Genomic DNA, 20,003 nt, shown 5'->3' on the forward strand with positions numbered 1-20,003 from the left:
GGAATTAAGCAAGTTAGTTTGCCCAAGGTAAGTGGTGGTGGTTTAACCAAGGGTACGACCAAGGACTATGAAATTACTCTCACAGCAGGAAATTACGTTTTTAGTTGCCCTCTAAATCCCACTCCAGACTACCCAGTTGTGGTAAATTAGTCTATCTTTAAAGCGATCGAGCGCAATTATTTATTTATGGGCAATAAATATTATTTAAAGTATTTGGTAGCTAGTTTTCTGCTTTTAGGTTTTCAACCCAGAATTTGTGCTCAAATCTCAGCCGAAGCAAATCGTCAATTGCCCTCAAATTTTCCCAGTCGTCTAGCTTCTCCTTGGGAAAACGCAGTCTTAACTCATACTCTAGAATCTACAGGCGAAGTCAATCTAATTGAATTTAGCCCTAACGGAAAAATTCTGGCTACTGTAGAAGCAAGTCAAATAAATCTTTGGGATACAGACAGGGGGAAAATTCAGCTTACTTTATCTCCTCATCAAGCCCAAAAAAATGCCCTGGAAATCGCCCCTGTGGCGATCGCTTTTAGTCCCGATAGTCGTTGGTTGGCTACTGCTACCTGGAGTCAGGGATTGCTAACCCCCAATCATGGGGCGATCGTCTGGGATACAGCAACGGGAGAAGCAGTTTTAAGCTTGGAAAAAGCCCAAGGATGCCGTCAGGTTAGTTTTGACGCAACGGGGAAAATTATTTATGCAGCTTGTGAATTAGGTATTACGGCTTGGAGTTTTCCTCAAGGAAAAGAATTGTTTAGCTTTAATTTAGAAAATTCTGTCGAAAAAATCGCCCTTAGTCTGGATGGTAGAATAATGGCTACAGTTGATGCTAACAATACTCCAGAGGCAGCCAAAAATGAAATTAAACTTTGGCAGCTAGACGGAGAAAAAGCAATTTTGTTAAATACCTTAAATGGTCATCTCAACCATATTGCTCGACTAGAATTTACTCCCGATCGCCAACTCTTAGTTAGTAGTAGTTATGACGGAAAAATTAAGGTTTGGAATTGGCAAAAAGGAGAAATATATCGCAAGAACAATAGCCTCTATAGCGATCGCGGTTTATTCAGTCTCAGTGCCGACAGTCGGCTAATTGCTGGAAATTTTTACTCCTCAGCTATCACCGATATAATTACAGGCTTACCCCTGAGAAATGTTTTGGTTGCCCCCAATCCAGAAGAAATTACCACGATCGCTTTCAGTCTCAATGGTCAATTATTCGCCAGGGTCAAAAAGTCTCCAGCATTGAATAGCTCTCTAATTTATATCTGGAAATGGTCAAATTAATCATTCATTAAACCTACCCTAACCTCAGTTCGGGTTAAGCTACTGATTACCGATCTAGTTATAGTTGTTAGTTATTAGTTAGGGACGTTTCATGAAACGTCCGTACTAGTTATTAGTTAAAACTTATTTGTATTACAAGCAGCGATTAAAAACCCTTCGGGCGGGCGTGGAATAAGATTTGCCAGACACCAGCATTAGTTGCGGTAAACCACGGGCATTACTGCCCGCTCAAAACTAAGAACTAAATACTAAAGACTATTCTCTTCGAGTAATTCTCTTATCCCGAACTCAGGTTACCCTAACCGAGAACCGATTTGCATCATGGAAAGATAAGATAAATCTAAGTTATCCCCATAGTTTTGTGACAATTTTTGTTTTAATGCCCCTAACAAATTATTTCTTTTGGTCTCAGACAAGCCAATATAAGGAGATAGAGTAGTTAATAAAGTCAGATAATCATCTACTGAATAGTTAACCTGAGAAATAATTGACTCGGAAACTAAATCTTGATAGAAACCAGAATCGATTATTTCCTCTCCAAATTGACCGATACTTTCTAGATGATGGCTAACACTTTCTGGTGGGTTTAATTCTGGGGTATGCAGCTGATAAATTGGCTTTAAAGATTCGAGAATGCGATCGCTCGGTTGGGGAGGAGTATTCCACAATAAAATTAAATAGCCCCCTTTCTTTAAGGCTGATGCCGTTTTTACCATTCGTACTTCTGGTTCTACCCAATGAAAAGAAGTGGTAGCGACGATCGCATCAAAATTTCCTTCCTGTAAATCCCACGCTTCAAAAGTAGTATTAATAATTTCTACTGGGGAATAGTCCTGACATTTACTCTTAGCCAAATCACAAGCAGACAAATTTGGCTCTAGGGCGACAACTTCCAAACCTAACTTAGCCAACTCAATAGTAGCAATACCAGGTCCCGCACCGATCTCTAAAATTCTCTTTCCTGGTTGTAACCTAGTTATTTCCAGCATTTTAGCGAACAATTGTGCGGGATATCTCGGTCTAGTGCGATCGTAAGCTCCTGCTACCCCACCATACCAACTGCTTTTATCCGTACAACGATAGATATTATTCAACAGATCTGCTACGTTACCATTTCTGCCTTCAGACTGTTTCATAGCTATTTCCTTAATAAAAGTTACACAACTTAACAAAATCTGCTATTATAGATACATAACTTAACAAGTTTAGTTGGCAAGCATAGTTCATTTGGGTAGAACAAAGCAGGGTTAGAGTTAACTCAGGGCAGTACTTCTAGATGTATCGAGCAGCCTATATATTTAGTTTTTATCTCAAACTTTTTAAGTTAAATTTAATTAAATTAAAGCGCGAAAGCGAGCAAACAATCTTCTCAAAATCGTTATCCTAAGATGTTGAGCAATAAACTACTCACATCTTCGGTTTCTCCCTTTAAACTCCAGTCTGGTAGCTGGGGTTTTTTTATTATTAATTAATTATTTATCTGAGGGAGGAATTGCAGAAAATCCATTGTAGCGACTCATAGATTTTTCGACACCTTCTTTCAAGCTAAGTTCGATCGCTTTGACGGAAACATATAACACCTCTTCAATTATTTTGTTTTCCATCGGGCTAAACTTACCCAAAACATGACTGACGTTTTGTTTCCCACCACCAGATTTACCGATGCCAATTCTCAACCGAGGAAAGTCTTTGCTGCCTAAATGAGCAATAATCGACTTCATGCCATTATGCCCCCCCGCAGAGCCTGTAAGACGCATTCGCAACCTACCTACGGGTAAATCCATATCATCATAAATAACCAATACAGACTGTGGTGATAGCTTGTACCAGTCTGTTACTGCTCTAACTGACTGTCCAGAACGATTCATATAAGTGAGGGGTTTGAGGAGGCGAATTTTTTTTCCACCCCAAACAACCCCTTCGGCAAATGAACCTTGAAAACGTTTATTTTCTTTGAGATCGAATCCCCATATCTTAGCTAGTTCGTCAACTGCGCTAAAACCTATATTGTGTCTGGTGTTGTCATATTTTGGCTCGGGATTGCCCAAGCCAACAATGAGTTCGGGAAAAATAGCTACAGGGCGATCGATATTCACAGTCAATTAACGAACAGTAAAGACAAGGATTAACTATTTTACTACCTAATTAGACTGAAATAGGGTTTCCAAGTAAACTCTGGCACAAGCCCGATAATTCTGAGATGCTTCGCTAGTCTGTCCGTTGTTATTTTGTAATAAAAACAAAGACAAAGCAGCTGCAAAAACGCGGTCTTGATCCCAATGAGGATGAGTTTCTAGGTAATTTTTCAAAGATAAATGGAGTTCTTCAGGTATTTCTGCCAGGATGCTTACATTAGAGTTCATGGTTGGTTATATGCTCCAATTAATATGATTTTTTGCTTTACAAGGACACAAAACGCTGGTTTCTTTTAAATATGCAAAACTAACGGGCTTTTGACGTTTAAAAAAATATTTATATCCAGAGAGAGAAACAAAAAAAAGGCTTCACATATTGTTTTGCCTAACGACTTGGTTAGAGCCGTAATCGATCGCGACACGATTTTCTTGAGTACTTGCTAAATCATTTTCATCTCAAATAGGGGGTATTTGTCAATACTACGAAATATTAACTGAAGTCTTAAAAAAATTTTTATTCAACCTAATATGTGGGCTTTGAGGCGTTTTTTTGTTACATATATTTAGAAAAAACGGTTAAGTCAATATTAATAAACGGTAAATTTTAAAATCCACCGTTCTTCAATCAACAGTTGGTTATTCCGTTCTTACCTGTGGAAAAACCTGGGTAAAATGTGGAAAACATTTGAGCTGTTTGTGGAAATATCGGGGAATCTTTGGGGTGAAATAGTCCTTTTAAATAAGAATTAATAACTTTGGGAAATTGTTAGATTTTAAATACAAAAATACTATTTTTTTTGATAAAAACTAAGAGTGGTATTGCCATAGGTTTTGGTACGATATAAATCCAATCCAGGTATTTCTCTGGCTTGCCATTTTTGAGGATCGTGTTCTACGGCGATCGCACCTGTGGCAGTAATTAGTTCTAATTGGGCGATCGCTTTTAAAACAGGAAGATAGACAAAGCTCTCGTAGGGAGGATCGAAATAAATGCGATCGAACTGTTGTCCTTCTAAGGTTTTGATTTTGACCAGTACATCTCCTTTTATTACTTGAAAAGACTGCTCTGGTTTGCCTATCTGCTGCCAATTCTGTTGAATTATAGTGCAAGCTTTACCATATTGCTCGATTCCGACTACTTTTTCCGCACCACGACATAAAGCTTCTGCTCCCATAGAGCCATTTCCCGCACACAGATCTAGCCAACAACAACCATCAATGCGATCGCGCCAAATATTAAATAAGGCTTCCCTCACCCTAGCTGAAGTTGGACGAGTTCTTTGTCCTGGTAAGGTTTTTAATTGTCTATTGCCGTAGATTCTCATTTAGTTACTAGTTGGTAGGGGGCGGTTCGCGAAATGGTCAGACCCCGCGTCGCCGTTATCCGAAGGTGTATCCTTTAGGACAGGCGCAAGGGAATGCTGACCAGCAGCCCGTACAGTTGTTAGAATAAGATCGTAGGTGAAGTTTGCCGATCCCTGATAATTCAAAAACTCATCCATTTGGGAGAAGTTAACAGAAACAAAGAACTATTAGCGATCAGAGGAGCTACAGGTGGTAAACTTAAGCCAATTATGCCAGCTTTCTTCACTACTATTTGTTCTTTAATCGTTCCCCAAATTAGCATTTCTGCCCAATTACCTAAATCTGGTTGATGTCCTATTAAAGCAAGATGATTGTATTGAAAATTACGTTCTTCTTGCAGCCATTTGAGCCATTCTTGAATATTGCCGTTAGGTTTCAAAGGGGGAAAACAGACTATTTTTGCAGATAAACCAAGCTGTTGAAATATTTCCGCCGTTTGATAAGCCCTAACTAAAGGACTGGTTAAAATAAGATCGAATGTAACTCCCGCTGCTAATAAACCCCGACCTACTTTATTTACTTTCTCAATTCCTTTTGCTATTAAAGGACGTTGTTCGTCGTTAACATAAGTACCTCTTTCTGCTGCGATACCATGACGAATTAAATATATTTTCATCACAATTAAAAAACTTAAAAATAGATTAATCCTCTTAACTAAAACCGACATCAAACAGCTTGCTTTATGCCATATAAACTCTGAATTTTTAACATGATTTGTTTGGCAAGATGATTTTTTCCTTGTTTTCTAAATAAATCGGCAGCTAAAGATAAATTATCAATCGATCTTTGTGATTCTTGCATAATATGATAAACAAGACCTCGATTGTAGTAAGCATCGCTATAGTCTGGATCGTAGAAAATAGCTTGGGTGTAGTCGGAGATTGCTTTACGGTATTCTTTGAGTTTTTTATAAGCATTAGCTCGATTATTGTAAATTAGAGCCGATTTAGGCGAGATCGCCACTGCTCGATCGTAATTAGAGATTGCTTCTCGATATTGACCGAGATAACCATAAGTTACACCTCGGTTATAGTAAGCGTTGCTGTGGTTGGGATTTAATGTGATACAGCGATCGTATTCTATAATTGCTTGTTGGTATTCTTGCAGCAGGTTATAACCATTTCCGCGATTATAAAAAGCATCCTCGTCATGAGGATTTAGTTCGATCGCGACAGAATAATCGGCGATCGCTTTTTCCCACTCTTTTAATTTGCCATAAACTAAGCCTCGTTCTTTATATGCTGGGACAAACTTGGGTTTGAGGCGAATTACTTCACTATAACTAGCAATAGCATTGCGATAGTCTTTAATATTTTTATATTCTTTAGCTTGATTGTAGATTGATTCCCAATCTTGACGATCGAGCAAAATTGCTTGGCTATAATCAACAATGGCATCGTAATGATTTTGTAGTAGAGAATTAATTTGACCTCTAGCACGATAGGCTTCAATACAATTAGGATTTAAGCGAATTACCTGGCTATAGTCGGCAATGGCTTGGGGATAATTTTCCAAAAAATCATGGAGAGCTCCTCGATGGTTGTAGGCGGCTGCGTTATCGGGATTTAATTTAATTACTCGATTAAAATCCGCTAGGGCTTTGAGATGTTCCCCTAAAATATTGTAGGTATAAGCGCGATTGTAATAGGCTTGGGTGTATTTAGGCGCAAGCTTTACTGCTTCGCTAAAATCGGCGATCGCCAAATCATATTCTTGTAACATTCCATAGGCATAACCACGACTGCGATAGGCTTTTGCCAATTTAGGAGCAAGACGAATTGCTTCAGTATAATCGGCAATTTCAAGATGGAACTGTTTAATTTCTCCGTAGGTATAGCCTCGAATTAAATAGGTTTTAACGTCTTGGGGATTTAGTTTGAGTACTGTATTAAAATCTGCGATTGCCTGGTTGTAATCTTCTAGTTTGAGATAGGTTTTGCCACGCTTGTAATAGGTATCGATTAAGTCTCGATCGTACTGAGCGATCGCATTACGATAAATTCGATCGGAGTTGGTTTGTTCCGCCTTCATGGTATTTGAAAATTGACAATCGGATTAGAGCTATTCCTAGTTAATCACAGCAATTTGCCCGAATCATAACAAGCAATTTATTGCTGATAAATGGTTAATTGTCAATCAATATACACTCAATTTAGGAGAATTTTACGATCTTAATGAAGATTAAACCACAACTTGAAAAGTTCGATAAATTTTTAATTAAAAAGTCATCTTCTCATTAATTTTACCCAGCTACTTAATCGATCTTCTTATCTGATTCTGTAGGAGTAGCCATATCTTGAGCTCTAGAAGGATTCAAGTCGCCAGCTGTTTCTAACTGGGCATTCATACTAACCGACTTTTCTATTTTCTGTGCTTCTTTTTTAAATTCGGTTTCAAACTCTTTAGAAGCATCTTGGAAACTACGGAGAGTTTTTGCCACACTACGACCGATTTCAGGTAGTTTTTTAGGGCCAAATACCAACAAAGCCACAATAGTAATGAGAGCCATTTCTGGTAAACCAATGCCAAAAATATTCATAATTTTATCTTCTGATAATTGCGATCGTTATATTAAATATTAACTCGATCCTCATGAGGGGATCGAGTTAAAGAATTTTAGATTTCGATCTAAACTAATAAATCTGAAATTACTTTTTCTATCGACTTAAAGTACTCCAGTCAACATCAATTCCTTCTAAAATTAAGGAAGAATTATAAAGTTGCAAAATAATCAATAAGAAAACTAAAAATAGAGCCATAAAGACTCCCATTAATACAGTAGTTCCCCAGCCAGGTGCAACTTTACCATATTCAGAGTTTAAAGGTCTGAGGAGATTCCCCAAACGAGTTTCTTGTGCCATAGTCCAATAATGATGTAATATCGAGTTTTTCGTAATCTTCTGTAATATTATAAAGGAAGAGTAATCATAATTTAGATCGATTTATGGAACCCGCAATAGTTCTTAGTGTAAGCATAGGGGCTGTAGTAGTCGCTATCACTGGATATTCTATCTATACCGCATTTGGTCCACCATCTGCCGATTTAGGAGATCCTTTTGAAGACCATGAAGATTAATCGACGGATTTAACAGATCCTGTTCTTTTCTTCATTTAATAAAAAACTAATTAGTCAGGGATATACAATATATCCCTGACTAATTAGTTTGTGATTTTAATAGTTTATCGAGCGATCGCCGATAGCCAGTTAATAATCTTCTGATTGACTAGTGGGGGGTTTTCATCGTGGGGACAATGACCAGCACCTTCAATTACCTGGAATTGCACCTCAGAATTAGTTCGAGCCAAATCTTGATAAATTGTTGCCCCAGTCACGGGAGTCCAAGGATCTTTTTCTCCCCACAAGACTAGTAAGGGACGATCTAAATTACCTAATAACTCATCGGGGGTTGTTCCCGCAGGAGCAGTTAATACCGATGCAAAAACTTTTTGCGCTCCAGGATCGCAAGATGGCTGATAGAGCATTTCTACTAATTCGTCGGTTACTGCATTGCGATCGCAATATACTTGATAAAGAGTACGGCGAATTTGACTTTTGCGACGAATATTATTAAAGATAAAGTTGCCCGTTATGGGAGAGCTAACTAACTTAGAAAATCCTGTCATAACTAAACCTAAAACGGGATTGAGGTCGCCAGGACGATGATTTAAGCCCCCAGCGCAATTAATTAACACCCCTCCCGCAGCAATTTCGGGATAGTTGGTAGTTAGCATTAAACTCAATAACGCACCGATAGAATTGCCCACAAAGATAGTCGGCTGGTTAATATTTTCCAGCCAAAAATCTTTAATTTGTGCTTGCCACAACTCCAAAGTATAGTCCAAAGGGGCTTTATCCGAAGCCCCAAAACCCAACAAGTCTAGGGCAAAAACCCGATAGCCAGCCTCCGCCAAAACGGGGATATTTTTTTTCCAATGTCCGATAGACGCACCAAAACCGTGAATTAGAAGTAATGGTTGACCTTCTCCTGCAACGGTATAGCGAATTTTATGACCTTGCCAACTCCAGTCTAGTTGCTCTAGATCCCAATTATTTAAAGCTGTTGTGACCACAATAATATCTTGATATGTCTGATTGTTATTGCGATCAATCTTATCGCAGTAGTGAAAATAGTTCCGAGTTTCTGATTAACCAATCGAGCGTAAAAGGGTTAGAGCGATCGCCAATACTTAACCAGATCTTTAAATAAAATGGAAGAATTAGAGAGTTTTATTAATTTGTGATTAATCTACCGTGGAAACACTTGGCTTTCTAAAAAAGCGATGTAATATTGTAAGTAATTATATTTAGATAAATATACGTACATTAATCGCGGACTTAATATTTATGATGAATAGCATTTTTTCTTCCAATACGTCCTATAGAAGTAAAAACATTGTCATAGTAGAGCCTAACAAACATCACGGACGAGAATTAAGCCATCTCATCAAAGCCAATCGACCTCGCCACAAAGTTATGCTTTTAGAGAACTCCGAACAGGTTTTTTCTTTAATCTACGGACAAATGGATATTGATATTTTATTCTTTGACATTGAAGCAGAATCAAATACCGATAATTTAGCTTTAATTAAAGCAATTTTGCCTGAAGCTAGTTTAATTCATTGGAGCGATTATCAGCATCCCGAAGTCATCGAACTTTTATATTCTTTAGGGGTAAATTCATTCTGTACCAAAGAAAGCGATGCAGAAGTAATTCTCGAAGCGACAGATTTAGCGGTTAATTATCCCCAATCTTTGTATTTAGACCGTAAATTACATCAATGCTTGCCTCTATTGCAAAGTTAGAATCACATTGATCGCTTATTGTTAATTTGGTGTTGTTATCGTTACCATACATTTAAAACAAGCAACATTTTAATGTCTGAGTTCTTTGCCGAGCATAAAAATCGCTTAACCGAATTGATCGATACCTATCGCGATCGCGTTGACTTCTTGACCATTCGTTTCGAGCGGGCAGAAGAAACTAATATTTTTCTCCGCAGCCATAAAATAGAAACTCTGAGCGAAAGCATTGCCCTGGGAGGACAAGTAAGAGCCTGCTACAAAGGGGGTTGGGGCTTTTCTGCTTTTAACGACTTAGACACTCTAGTCGATCGCTTGGAAGAGGCGATCGCTGCCGCTAGAACCATCGGCGAAACAGAAACTATCTTGGCGGAAGTTGCACCCATCGAAACAGTATGCCAAGTTCCACTTCAAGGAAGCGATCCGCGAGAAATATCTTTGACTGATAAAAAAGCATTGTGTGATCGCTATAATCTTCTGTTACGAGAATACGATCCCTGTCTGACAGCTACTACTGTCAGCTATAGCGATAGTTCCCAAAATATTATTATTGTTAACTCCGAAGGCAGCGTGATCGAACAGTCTTGGGCGGATATGGAGATGCGATTTTCTGCTACTGCCAGAAAAGACGATTTGTTGCAGACAGGAAGAGAAACCACAGGCTCTCGTCGGGGCTATGAAGATTTAACTAACTTAGATCGGCAAGTAGTAGGGGCAGCACAAAGGGCTGTAGATGCTTTATCCTTACCTAAAATTAAGGGGGATACCTATACCGCAGTCATCGATCCGATTTTAACAGGCTTATTCGTTCACGAAGCTTTCGGACATCTTTCCGAAGCAGATATGGCTTATGAAAACCCAGACTTGCTAGAAGTTATGAGTATGGGCAAACGTTTTGGCTCGCCAGAATTACAAATCTTTGATGGTGCTGCCCCCCTAGAAGCAGAAGGTAATTATATCCATCGCGGTAGTTATTTCTACGATGATGAAGGGACTCCTGCTACTACCACTCAATTAATTAAGGATGGGGTTTTGGTTGGTAGATTGCATTCCCGCGAAACTGCAGGAAAATTAGGAGAAAAACCGACGGGTAACGCTCGCTGTCTCAACTATCAATATTCTCCTCTAGTACGGATGACCAATACCTGGATTGCCAGAGGCAAAACCCCCGTTAAAGATCTATTTCAAGGTATTTCCGAAGGAGTATACGCCCGTAATTGGCTGGGAGGAATGACTAACGGAGAAATGTTTACCTTTAGTGCGGGGGAAGCTTGGATGATTCGTAATGGCGAACTAGCAGAACCAGTTAGAGATGTTACCCTATCGGGTAATGTGTTCAAAACCTTGGCTAATATAGAAGCGATCGGCGATGACTTCTATTGGGATGAATCTGGAGGTTGTGGCAAAGGTGGTCAATCGGGATTGGCTGTTGGTTGTGGAGGTCCTAGTTTAAGAATTAAAAATGTAACTATTGGCGGTAATTCTGATCAATAACTGAATATTATCCCAGTGGATATATTTGTTAGAACTATAGTCATTCCAAATAGAAACCATCTAAAAAATTTAATCTACGATCGAAGTCTAAAAACCTTCTGACCTCTGACTTCTGACCTCTGACCTTAAAGCTATTGAATCGTAGGTCAATTATTTAGAATGACTATACTTACTATTTCAAGATCTCCAAATGCTTTTTAATCGGGGCGATAGTATTAGCAGCGATCGCACCACTGGCAGCTACAGCGGGAATACCAATACCAGGAAAAGTAGAATCCCCACAACAAAGCAATCCCGATATGGGAGTAGTCGAACCAGGAAATAGAGCCTTACCCGCAGCTAGAGCAGGTCCATAAGAGCCATGATGTCGGCGTAAATAGCGTTGGTGGGTTAGGGGAGTGCCAGTTAGAGTTAGTTCCGCGCGATCGCGTATGTCAGGAATTACTCTTGCCAAAGCTTGCCACATGATTTCTGCTCGTTCTTGTTTTTGTTGTTTGTAGGCATTACTAGAACGATCCATTCCCGCCCAAAGTTCGTAGGGTTCGTTACCAGGAGTATAGACGTGAATAGAATGTTTTCCCTCGGGTGCGAGGCTAGGATCTAAAACAGACGGAATCGACATGACTACTACGTTTTGCGGTGCTGTTATTCCCTTTTCCCAATCATTGACTACGATATAGTGACATTCTAAATCTTCCAAGCCCGTAGCATCGATACCTAAATGGAGGTGCATAAAACTCTCGCATTCTGGAGTACTTGCTCTTTCCTTGACAAAACTAGAGGGCAATATTCCTTCGGGAACTAAATTGAGGGTATCCCATACCGAAGCATTAGAAACTACAGCTTTATTCGCTTTTATCTCTGTACCATCGCGCAACCGCACCCCCACAGCCTGATTATTCTCTACCAATATTTCCTCCACGTGGGCGTTATAAATAATTTCTCCCCCACGTTTGGTGAGTCCTCGCAACAAAGCGTCTACAATTGCACCGCTACCCCCTATGGGGTAATCTAATTTGACTCCAGGCTTGTACCACTCCGCAAACATGAAAGCCATTTCTGCCCCCACCGTACCACTGGCAGGTAAACCAGAAAGTAGAAAACTGAGTAAATCCATCCAGTTACGAATAAAGGAGTCGGTAACTATATCCTCCATAATTTCGCTAAAAGGTCTGGTCAAACGCAAAATATTCGGCAAGTGCCAAAGGGTATTCGGCAGATATTGACCCACAGTAATTGCTGCCCCCAAATCGAAGCGCATTGCCAGGGGAGGCAGAGCGTTAACCGCATCGGCAAGGGGTTTCATTTCTGCTTGTAATTTACGCCACTGGTTTACCGCTTCTTGTCCTCGTAACTTACTTAATACTTCAGCAAAATGATTTGCCCCTACATAGGCATCAAAATCCCCTTCAGGCAACCTACAGCCCCAAACATCATAATTAGCCCACTCCAAATCTTCCTCAATAGCATCTAAAACTTGTCTGAGGGGGTTATTAGTGGGACTAGAAGATAGACCAGAATACAAAGAAGGACCCGAATCAAACTTGTAGCCATTGCGCTCGAAACTATGGGCTGCACCCCCAGCAATGGCATGGCTTTCGCAAACCACGACTCGATAGCCATACTTGGCTAATAAGGCAGCACAACACAATCCTCCAATACCGCTGCCGACAACAACTACATCTACACTCATTTTAAATATTAACTATCAATTATCAATTATTTATTATTACGTGGGTTGCAATTAAAGTGAGGGGAATCTAACTTGCGATCGCTTGTATTGTTAGAGTCTGCGGTTAAAACTATTCTCCCCTGACTGTCTTTAGTCCATCCTTGGATGAGTTCGATTTGTCTGACTTTAAGGTCATGTTCTAATTCTGATGAATTTTGGGTGGCTGCCACTTCATCGCGATCGAAAAAACGAAAATCCGACCAACCTGTATCGATCTTCAGTTCTTCAATATCTGGTCTATAGGCAATACCTTTTTTACCAAAAATATAATATTCGCTCTCGATACTAACCTCGCAAAAGCGATCGCCCAGATTGGAATCGATCGGTCGCAAACGGTCTGGTGCGATCGCAGCAAAAAATAATCCTTCTTGGGCGGGAAAACTAAAGCTAACTGCTCCATCTTCACCAAATTCTGAACTAGCATCAATGTCATTAGTAGAGTTGGGGGGTCGAGATTCTCTTTCGACAATACCAAACAAGCCATCACCACTCAGTCTGATATTTCCGCCATTCCCCTGTATCGCCGTTGCCAAAATATCATTATTTTGATTGGGATTAGCAATTAAAAAACCGACATTAATTTCTAGATTGCCTCCATTAGCATCTCCCATTGCCAAAGCAGAAATCAAACTATTATTACTGAGAGTTAAATTTTCCTCGATATTTAGTTCGATGTTTCCCCCAGACTGAAATTCTGTGGCAGCGGTGATACTGGCAAAATTACTTAATTCAATATTATTGGCAGCAATTTTTAAATTACCTGGAATTCCTTGACCGCTACCTTGAACGCTAATGTTAGCGCGATCGCTAAGGCTCAAATTCCCCGTAGCGATCTCAATATCTCCTCCTCTATTACCATTGAGGGTTTGGGCAGAAATCGTACTAGGGATTTGATTGCCAGCACGAAAACCAGTTATGGCGATCGATGAAGCATTAATATTTATATTGCCAGCATTAGCATCACTATTATTAGTTGTGGAAATTATCAATCCGCCATCGCTAATCTTTAATTCATTAGTTTGCAGATCGATATCTCCTGCATTTCCTTCTCGAAGAGTATTGGAAGTAATGGCACTGCCGACAGTTCCCGTTCTGGGAGATACACCTGTAACTTCAATAATTCCACTTGCCTCGATATTAATATTTCCCCCATTGCCCACATTAAAAGGACTGACTGCAATTACGCTGCCATCTTTTAACTGTATATCCCTAGCTAAAATTGCCAAATTTCCACCATCCGCCTCACTAATAGAAACCGAACCGATTTCGCTGGCTTGATTGAAATCGATCGCTTGTTCTAAACTCAGGGACGAATCAAAGTTATTTCGTGCATTTTCCCCTACTCCAATTAACGGTCTCGTACCCTCCAAAACAATCGACTCAGAAGATTGAATCAATAAATCGCCACTTTCTCCCATATTCTCAGGAGAAGTTGCCAACCTGATAGTTTGTAGTTCGATCGCCCCACCATCAATCAATTTGAGATTGGGAGCATTAATCTGAATATCTCCTCCCCTACCAGAACTAATGGTATTGTTAGAAATCTGACTGGCGAAAGGTAAAAAGATGTCAAAGCTTGCCAATAGCAGATCTATTTTTGTTCCCGTAATGTCGCTACCATTAATTTCTAATAAATTCGAGGCTTCAATTGCGATCGTTCCTCCATCTAAAGCACCTAAAGTATTAGATATAATTGCCGAACCATTGAAAAGCTGAATATTTCTGCCCCAAACATTAATATCTCCTGCTCTTGCTCCACTACCATCTACTGAAGCTAGATTATCTAGTTGGATATCTTGAAATCCCCTCGCGCGATCGTAATTAGCCGTCCACCCCTGAGGTATGGGTTCTAGGGTGACAAAACTATTCCCTCCGACACTACCCAATTCGATATTTCCTCCAGGAGAAGTGACTGCGCCCCCATCAAAAGTAATGTTGCCACCGAACAAGCCTAAAGTTTTATTGGAAGCACCTTCCAGTCCGACTCGAACTCGATCTAGCCCAGGGGAAACAAAAGGATTGTCTAGAGAAAAATTAGCTCGATTGACTATATCTCCTGGATTGCTGCCAAATTGTAAGCCTAGAGGTACGCTGACAGTTAATAATGGTTCGGCAGTAGCTAAATTGGCATTAAACTCAGTGCCATCTTCAAAAACCAAACTTTCCGCAGTAGTGCCAATAAACGAACCACCAACATTTAAGCTGGCATTTTCGCCGAAGATAATTCCTGCGGGATTGATTAAAAAGAGATTGGCATTGCCATTATTTAAAATAGAGCCGTCTATATTAGATATGGAAAAACCCGTAACGCGAGTAATAATATTTTCCACTGAGACGGCATTATTAAAAAATACCGAACCATTAGTGGGAATGGAAAATTCAGTCACACTATGAAAGAGATTACCCCTTCTTTGTTCTCCCCCATTAATAGTAAAGTCACGATTATTTTCGGTCGTAACTTCTGTCGAAAGAGAACCATCTTCAATTACTTGTGCTTCAGCCAAGGAGGAGATAAGCAGTAGAGGACTAAATGCCAGCAAAAATTGGGCAAACAAACTCGCGTTCATTGTAAATCTTTATAATACAAAAAGTATCTTGAGTTGGATTTTTACACCAATCGTTTCTTAAATTATGACTCTATCACTAGCTTTTAATTTGGTTATTTTCTATGTCTCTGTTTTCTGGCTTGCTATGATTGTGCTTCCAGGCTGGGGCGTTACCAAAAAAGTAATGGGTTCGTACCTACCATTTATACCTGTATGCCTGGCTTACATTTACTATTTATTAACTGCCACCGATCCAGCATCTTTAGGGGGAGCATTTAACCCCCAATTAGCTACCTATGCCGAGTTATTCGGTCAAGAAGGAGGGGCGTTAGTTGTATCGATTCATTTTTTAGTGATGGATTTATTTGTGGGCAGATGGATTTACTGGGAAGGACAAGAGAAAAAAATACTTACTACCCACTCTTTGATTTTGTGTCTCTTCTTTGGTCCTGCTGGATTGCTGGCTCATATTATTACAGATAGATTTTTTGGCGATCGCAATAACGAAGATACTAGTAGCCAAAATTCCAAAGGCGATTTTGTAGAAGACAAATAAATTTAATTCAGTCTCTAGTGATTAGTTGTTAGTTATTAGTTTTTAATCAGTAAATTTAGAGAATGGTTGCCAATTAACCATCAACCATCAACAAATCTTCACTAATAACTAACAACTAATTAATTAAATCACTGGAACGTAAGGTCCAACTACATTATCTTTAGCGGCAATAGTTCCTACTGCAATGCCTGCTGCTGATGCCGCATGACCCATTAAATTACCCCCAGGATATACTTGCCCAGGACGATTCTCAAAGCCATCTTTTCCCTGAAGGGCTACCCAATCTCCCGCCACTACCAAATTAGAAAGATAAGGTTCGGCAAAAAAGGGTGCTGGGCGATCGCCCTGTCCCACTTGAAAGCCCGTAAAATTATAATAGCGTCCGATCTGCAATCCACCTTCAGCAACGGGAGTAGCATCGGCTAATTTAGCTAAACCGTCGATATCTCGTAATTCTTCTTTGATGGCATCCCATAACTCTGCGTCCCCAAGACTTTGAATCAATTCCCACAAGTCGTCGTCACAGGAACATTGTCGGACTCGATTTTTTAACTCTTCATCTTTTCTAGCTAGGGTAGGACCTAAATCGTAGGCGTGAACTTCAATTACCCAGCGATCTTCCCCCGCAGGGGCAGCTTTCACCCAAGCAGTATCGCTTTTTTCGGTTTTGTGTGCCTGAAAGACCAAATCTACTGGTTGATTTTCAGGGGTTTCAATTACGTCAGGGCGATCGGGATTTTCTGGCTTGTCTAATAAATAAGCACGGGCAACTACATAGGGAGGAGCAACTCGTAACTGATTGACTCGCGATCGCACTGGTTTTAAGTTAGCAGTAGCTTGAGAATCTTCTCCCTTGGTGGCAGCAAAGATTTCTTTTGTCCCTTTGATATCCGTTGTCAAGACTAGATAATCACAGTCTGTGGTTTCATTATTGGTAAAATTTAAACCCGTGACGCGATCGCCCGTAACTTTAAGATTGCTAACCCGATAGTTTAAATGAATCTCAACTCCCAACTTTGCTAAATGTTCTTTAAACGGCAGCATTAAAGAGGTGTAATGATTGTCTGTCGGCACGACTCGCAACATGGCATCGGGTTTGCGAATGAAGAAAGTCCACATTAAATGTAATGCTTGGGCAGCACTAATATCTTCTGTGCGATTGAGGCTAACCGTAAGGACGGTTTTAATAAAGGTATCGAAGAAAGATTTAGCAATTTTCCCTTGGGAATATTCCACCATTGTAATGTTGTCGAACTTCCGAAATACCCGTTCGTGGTTATAGAAAAATAGCGATAGCATCCCTGGCGCGCTTCGCATCGCATCCCAGAGACTTACGTTAGGCGATCGCCAGACTATGCCCAGCATATTTAATAAATGAGCGTTGGGCTTGGCTTCTAGTATTTCTTCTGCGTAATTTTCAAACTCTAGTAATACTTCGTTTACGGGTTCAAGGTGCTTATCTGCTCCTACTTCCACAACTTTCTGCATCAAGTAATCGTATACATTGTGGAAAAAGTGATGCAAACCATGTTCCCAATAGCCAGAAGGAGAAGTATCGCTGGGTTTTGCCCCAAGTCTCCCGCCAATAAAGTCCGTACCTTCGTAAATATCTACTTTATAGCCCAGCTTGACCAATTCCAAAGCAGCAATCAAGCCACTCAATCCTGCCCCCACTACTGCTACTTTTTTCTCTACTCCTGGGGGCAGTGCGGATAAACCATCGGTTACGGGAGGTTCGACCATTCTGCCCAAATCCGTTAACAGAAATGGCGGAAATCCCCGCAAGGCTTTATTGAGCTTAAGCAATACTTTTTCTACGGATGGCGGAATGCCTTTGTTTTGGGCAAAAAGGGTCACGTTTGGTTGACCACCCCAAGCGGTACTCTCAAATTGATTAAAGGGCGATCGCTGCACCATGATTATTTAAGTAGTTATTATGATATATCTCCTAATTCTGTATGTTAATCTACATCTGTAATTTTTGGTGTTTGTTTACTCGCGCTCTTGACGAGCAGAACTATTGACTACAAATTCTGGGACGAGATTGGGGGTAATATTTGCTTCGATTAAGCCTCCAGAACTGTGTACGGGAGCTTCATTGGGAGCTAGATCGTTGCTATTTGCTTCCCCAGGATCTCCTGAAGGCAACCAGCCGAGGAAGGGTAAAGGAAGAAGAGTTGAGAGATTGGTAATGGTTACCAACAACCACAGGCGATCGAAATTTGTTTCCGTAACTCCCAGCCAAGACGTAAGCAATGCTCCTAATTCGTGGGAGAGCAATCCCGATAAATTCCAAATCGACATTAAGAGGGCAAACAAAGTTGCTTCGACTCCTTTGGGACAAAGACGAGCCGATAATACTAACACTGGCATCCAAGTGATTTGTCCGACGACGGTAAGAATTAAACTATCTCCCAAACTAAACCAGCGATCGTCGATACCTAAAGCACGGTTGGCGTGGGTGACTAGGAGTAAAGTTGTCATACCCAAAGCTGCGGCAATTACAGTACTCCAGCCTAATATTTTGCGGAAAGGTACGGTTTTTAAATAGCGTTGAAAGAGATAAATCCCGATCAAGGAAGCGAGACTAGTTACTAGGCGCACTCTACCGAGAAATTCTGGTTCAAATCCTAATTCGTTGGTACTAAAAAAGAAAAATGCCGAGTCGGCGGTGGGGGTAGCTTGCCAGACAAATAGAAATGCGATCGGCAACCAGACTTGTTTTTGCTTAATTGCGCTCCATAATTGCTTAATTTGTCCTTTTACAGGAGAAACTTGGGCAGTAGAGTTATGGCGATCGATCTTTTCTTCGGCAATTAACCAAGCAACCCCAGAGACAATTAGGGGGAAAGTAGCAGTGATTTCAAATACCTGGGCAGCACTAAAATGTTGTAACAATAAACCGCTAAAATAGGCTGTAATTAAACCTCCTAAAGCAGAACATCCCCAAGATAAAGACTGCAAAGAGCCCGACTGTGCTAAAGATTCTTCTCTGGCTCTTTCTACAATTAAGGAATCGACTATGACATCGCTTACTGCCACTGATAGGGAAGTTAGCAAAATTACTATAGTTGCGCTTAAAGCACTATGAACTAAAGTTGCCAAAGCCACCCAGGATATAGTGCCTAAAAATCCCGATAAGATGAGATAAGGGCGACGACGATAGCCTAAAATGGGCAATCCATCGGAGATAAAACCAAATAAGGGTTTAATTACCCAGGGTAGGGAAGAAATTCCCGTTAGTGCTGCTACTTCCGCAGGAGTTAGACCTAAATCGTCTTTAAGAAAAAAACTAACCGCCAAGCGAGCTAATCCTAATATCCCTTGAACGAAATATACCGTTAGGATGGCAAATAATTCGGGAGTGGGTTCGTTATTAAATAAAAGTTTTTCTTGAATAAATTTTTTATAGCCTTTGAATTCAAAGGATTGAGCAATCATGTAGTTTGTTGAAGTTTTATGTTTATAGTTAATGATACGCAATATCTCTACGAAAAATCTTCTACTTTGAGACGGAGATTTTAAATAAATATGAAAATTAATCGCCAACATCTAATTTTTCCAACGAAATTGTCGAGTTCGTTGAAGCAAAACTCAGTAGTAGGCGGAATTAAATAAATTAAATGAGCTTAATTTTTTGATTATTGTCACTGTTGCTAGCTTGACGACAAGCCACAAAAGCAAGAGCGATCGCCAAAGACAATAAAATCAATTCACAGGGTATTTTTTCTGCCTAATTTGAACATTCAGATGAACTACCCCAACTTAGCTAACGCTTGAAGTTGGGGTTTCCCCCATTCGAGGGCGACCGAAGGAAGTGCCTGTGGTGCAAGCCAGCTTCGCATTATTTTGTTGAGATTTTTGGCGTTTCATTCGTCCTAGTTGCTTCATCGAACCAGTATGCTTGCGCTTACTCTTTGATGTAGTAGAGCTAAAGACATCGACGCTTGAGAGGCTAGTCCCTAGCCCCTTTTGATTGTTACAGGCGACATTGTACATAACTCTGACTGAACCTCTATCCCTTGGAGTTTCAAAACCACAACCGTTTTTGGCATCACAGATATGATAGCGATTAGACAAATCTGCC

Annotated in this window: 18 protein-coding genes and 1 pseudogene; 5 read left to right on the forward strand and 14 right to left on the reverse strand. The window is 40.2% G+C overall.

Annotation, left to right across the window (positions count from 1 at the left end; translation table 11 throughout):
- The first annotated feature begins 186 nt into the window (after positions 1-186).
- The gene (locus AC33VI_RS21780; protein ID WP_491784369.1) at positions 187-1,287 is read left to right on the forward strand and encodes a WD40 repeat domain-containing protein; all 1,101 of its coding nucleotides are present in this window, start codon (positions 187-189) and stop codon (positions 1,285-1,287) included.
- Positions 1,288-1,580: 293 nt separating this feature from the next.
- On the opposite strand, the gene AC33VI_RS21785 is transcribed toward AC33VI_RS21780, so the two are convergent.
- From AC33VI_RS21785 to psbH, 8 genes are all read right to left on the reverse strand, one after another.
- Entirely contained in the window at positions 1,581-2,423 is an 843-nt protein-coding gene (locus tag AC33VI_RS21785; RefSeq protein WP_491784370.1) for a class I SAM-dependent methyltransferase, read from the reverse strand.
- Positions 2,424-2,759: 336 nt separating this feature from the next.
- Complete coding sequence (pth, locus tag AC33VI_RS21790) at positions 2,760-3,389, reverse strand: aminoacyl-tRNA hydrolase (RefSeq protein ID WP_491784371.1); 630 nt, start codon at positions 3,387-3,389, stop codon at positions 2,760-2,762.
- A 39-nt stretch (positions 3,390-3,428) separates the two neighbouring features.
- Positions 3,429-3,650, reverse strand: a complete 222-nt coding sequence (locus tag AC33VI_RS21795) for a DUF2811 domain-containing protein (protein WP_491784372.1) — start codon at positions 3,648-3,650, stop codon at positions 3,429-3,431.
- A 560-nt stretch (positions 3,651-4,210) separates the two neighbouring features.
- Positions 4,211-4,747 carry a 16S rRNA (guanine(966)-N(2))-methyltransferase RsmD gene (gene rsmD, locus AC33VI_RS21800; RefSeq protein WP_491784373.1) on the reverse strand — a complete coding sequence of 179 codons (537 nt, stop codon included), beginning with the start codon at positions 4,745-4,747 and terminating at the stop codon, positions 4,211-4,213.
- Between the two features lie 161 nt (positions 4,748-4,908).
- Positions 4,909-5,403, reverse strand: coding sequence for a phosphohistidine phosphatase SixA (sixA, locus tag AC33VI_RS21805; protein WP_491784374.1), 495 nt, complete (start codon positions 5,401-5,403; stop codon positions 4,909-4,911).
- 50 nt (positions 5,404-5,453) lie between these two features.
- Positions 5,454-6,818 carry a tetratricopeptide repeat protein gene (locus tag AC33VI_RS21810; RefSeq protein WP_491784375.1) on the reverse strand — a complete coding sequence of 455 codons (1,365 nt, stop codon included), beginning with the start codon at positions 6,816-6,818 and terminating at the stop codon, positions 5,454-5,456.
- A 223-nt stretch (positions 6,819-7,041) separates the two neighbouring features.
- The gene (locus tag AC33VI_RS21815; protein ID WP_491784376.1) at positions 7,042-7,326 is read right to left on the reverse strand and encodes a TatA/E family twin arginine-targeting protein translocase; all 285 of its coding nucleotides are present in this window, start codon (positions 7,324-7,326) and stop codon (positions 7,042-7,044) included.
- Between the two features lie 118 nt (positions 7,327-7,444).
- Positions 7,445-7,648 carry a photosystem II reaction center phosphoprotein PsbH gene (psbH, locus tag AC33VI_RS21820; RefSeq protein WP_491784377.1) on the reverse strand — a complete coding sequence of 68 codons (204 nt, stop codon included), beginning with the start codon at positions 7,646-7,648 and terminating at the stop codon, positions 7,445-7,447.
- Between the two features lie 83 nt (positions 7,649-7,731).
- On the opposite strand from psbH, the gene psbN reads away from it, so the two are divergent.
- Complete coding sequence (gene psbN, locus AC33VI_RS21825) at positions 7,732-7,863, forward strand: photosystem II reaction center protein PsbN (protein WP_229638613.1); 132 nt, start codon at positions 7,732-7,734, stop codon at positions 7,861-7,863.
- A 104-nt stretch (positions 7,864-7,967) separates the two neighbouring features.
- Here psbN and AC33VI_RS21830 read toward each other — a convergent pair whose 3' ends face one another.
- Complete coding sequence (locus AC33VI_RS21830; RefSeq protein ID WP_491784385.1) at positions 7,968-8,861, reverse strand: alpha/beta fold hydrolase; 894 nt, start codon at positions 8,859-8,861, stop codon at positions 7,968-7,970.
- Between the two features lie 271 nt (positions 8,862-9,132).
- Here AC33VI_RS21830 and AC33VI_RS21835 point away from each other — a divergent pair, with 271 nt between their 5' ends.
- Together AC33VI_RS21835 and AC33VI_RS21840 are read left to right on the forward strand one after the other, a co-directional pair.
- Positions 9,133-9,591 carry a DNA-binding response regulator gene (locus AC33VI_RS21835; RefSeq protein WP_491784378.1) on the forward strand — a complete coding sequence of 153 codons (459 nt, stop codon included), beginning with the start codon at positions 9,133-9,135 and terminating at the stop codon, positions 9,589-9,591.
- Positions 9,592-9,663: 72 nt separating this feature from the next.
- Positions 9,664-11,082: a TldD/PmbA family protein gene (locus AC33VI_RS21840; RefSeq protein WP_491784379.1), complete on the forward strand. Its 1,419-nt coding sequence runs from the start codon at positions 9,664-9,666 to the stop codon at positions 11,080-11,082.
- A 172-nt stretch (positions 11,083-11,254) separates the two neighbouring features.
- On the opposite strand, the gene AC33VI_RS21845 is transcribed toward AC33VI_RS21840, so the two are convergent.
- Together AC33VI_RS21845 and AC33VI_RS21850 are read right to left on the reverse strand one after the other, a co-directional pair.
- Positions 11,255-12,775 (reverse strand): phytoene desaturase family protein, encoded by a 1,521-nt coding sequence (locus AC33VI_RS21845; RefSeq protein WP_491784380.1) that lies wholly within the window; start codon positions 12,773-12,775, stop codon positions 11,255-11,257.
- A 26-nt stretch (positions 12,776-12,801) separates the two neighbouring features.
- Positions 12,802-15,381, reverse strand: coding sequence for a two-partner secretion domain-containing protein (locus AC33VI_RS21850; RefSeq protein WP_491784381.1), 2,580 nt, complete (start codon positions 15,379-15,381; stop codon positions 12,802-12,804).
- Between the two features lie 64 nt (positions 15,382-15,445).
- Between AC33VI_RS21850 and AC33VI_RS21855 the strand changes: the two genes are divergently transcribed.
- A complete protein-coding gene (locus tag AC33VI_RS21855; protein WP_491784382.1) occupies positions 15,446-15,916 on the forward strand; it encodes an ABA4-like family protein in 471 nt (156 codons plus the stop codon).
- A gap of 123 nt (positions 15,917-16,039) precedes the next feature.
- Here the strand turns inward: AC33VI_RS21855 and AC33VI_RS21860 are convergent, their stop codons facing one another.
- The 3 genes and pseudogenes from AC33VI_RS21860 to AC33VI_RS21870 form a co-directional block, all read right to left on the reverse strand.
- Positions 16,040-17,833 (reverse strand): oleate hydratase, encoded by a 1,794-nt coding sequence (locus tag AC33VI_RS21860; protein ID WP_491784383.1) that lies wholly within the window; start codon positions 17,831-17,833, stop codon positions 16,040-16,042.
- Between the two features lie 75 nt (positions 17,834-17,908).
- Positions 17,909-19,357 carry a folate/biopterin family MFS transporter gene (locus AC33VI_RS21865; RefSeq protein WP_491784384.1) on the reverse strand — a complete coding sequence of 483 codons (1,449 nt, stop codon included), beginning with the start codon at positions 19,355-19,357 and terminating at the stop codon, positions 17,909-17,911.
- Between the two features lie 324 nt (positions 19,358-19,681).
- Positions 19,682-20,003 (reverse strand): annotated as a pseudogene (locus tag AC33VI_RS21870) (hypothetical protein); the annotation flags it as partial.

The sequence above is a fragment of the Waterburya sp. genome, assembly GCF_058530065.1.

What these genes read in the sequence shown, in the direction of transcription:
- AC33VI_RS21780 (WP_491784369.1), top strand. Translation starts at nt 187, where the DNA reads ATGGGCAATAAATATTATTTAAAGTATTTGGTAGCTAGTTTTCTGCTT.
- AC33VI_RS21785 (WP_491784370.1), bottom strand. Translation starts at nt 2,423, where the DNA reads ATGAAACAGTCTGAAGGCAGAAATGGTAACGTAGCAGATCTGTTGAAT.
- AC33VI_RS21795 (WP_491784372.1), bottom strand. Translation starts at nt 3,650, where the DNA reads ATGAACTCTAATGTAAGCATCCTGGCAGAAATACCTGAAGAACTCCAT.
- rsmD (WP_491784373.1), bottom strand. Translation starts at nt 4,747, where the DNA reads ATGAGAATCTACGGCAATAGACAATTAAAAACCTTACCAGGACAAAGA.
- sixA (WP_491784374.1), bottom strand. Translation starts at nt 5,403, where the DNA reads ATGAAAATATATTTAATTCGTCATGGTATCGCAGCAGAAAGAGGTACT.
- AC33VI_RS21810 (WP_491784375.1), bottom strand. Translation starts at nt 6,818, where the DNA reads ATGAAGGCGGAACAAACCAACTCCGATCGAATTTATCGTAATGCGATC.
- AC33VI_RS21815 (WP_491784376.1), bottom strand. Translation starts at nt 7,326, where the DNA reads ATGAATATTTTTGGCATTGGTTTACCAGAAATGGCTCTCATTACTATT.
- psbH (WP_491784377.1), bottom strand. Translation starts at nt 7,648, where the DNA reads ATGGCACAAGAAACTCGTTTGGGGAATCTCCTCAGACCTTTAAACTCT.
- psbN (WP_229638613.1), top strand. Translation starts at nt 7,732, where the DNA reads ATGGAACCCGCAATAGTTCTTAGTGTAAGCATAGGGGCTGTAGTAGTC.
- AC33VI_RS21835 (WP_491784378.1), top strand. Translation starts at nt 9,133, where the DNA reads ATGATGAATAGCATTTTTTCTTCCAATACGTCCTATAGAAGTAAAAAC.
- AC33VI_RS21840 (WP_491784379.1), top strand. Translation starts at nt 9,664, where the DNA reads ATGTCTGAGTTCTTTGCCGAGCATAAAAATCGCTTAACCGAATTGATC.
- AC33VI_RS21845 (WP_491784380.1), bottom strand. Translation starts at nt 12,775, where the DNA reads ATGAGTGTAGATGTAGTTGTTGTCGGCAGCGGTATTGGAGGATTGTGT.
- AC33VI_RS21850 (WP_491784381.1), bottom strand. Translation starts at nt 15,381, where the DNA reads ATGAACGCGAGTTTGTTTGCCCAATTTTTGCTGGCATTTAGTCCTCTA.
- AC33VI_RS21855 (WP_491784382.1), top strand. Translation starts at nt 15,446, where the DNA reads ATGACTCTATCACTAGCTTTTAATTTGGTTATTTTCTATGTCTCTGTT.
- AC33VI_RS21860 (WP_491784383.1), bottom strand. Translation starts at nt 17,833, where the DNA reads ATGGTGCAGCGATCGCCCTTTAATCAATTTGAGAGTACCGCTTGGGGT.
- AC33VI_RS21865 (WP_491784384.1), bottom strand. Translation starts at nt 19,357, where the DNA reads ATGATTGCTCAATCCTTTGAATTCAAAGGCTATAAAAAATTTATTCAA.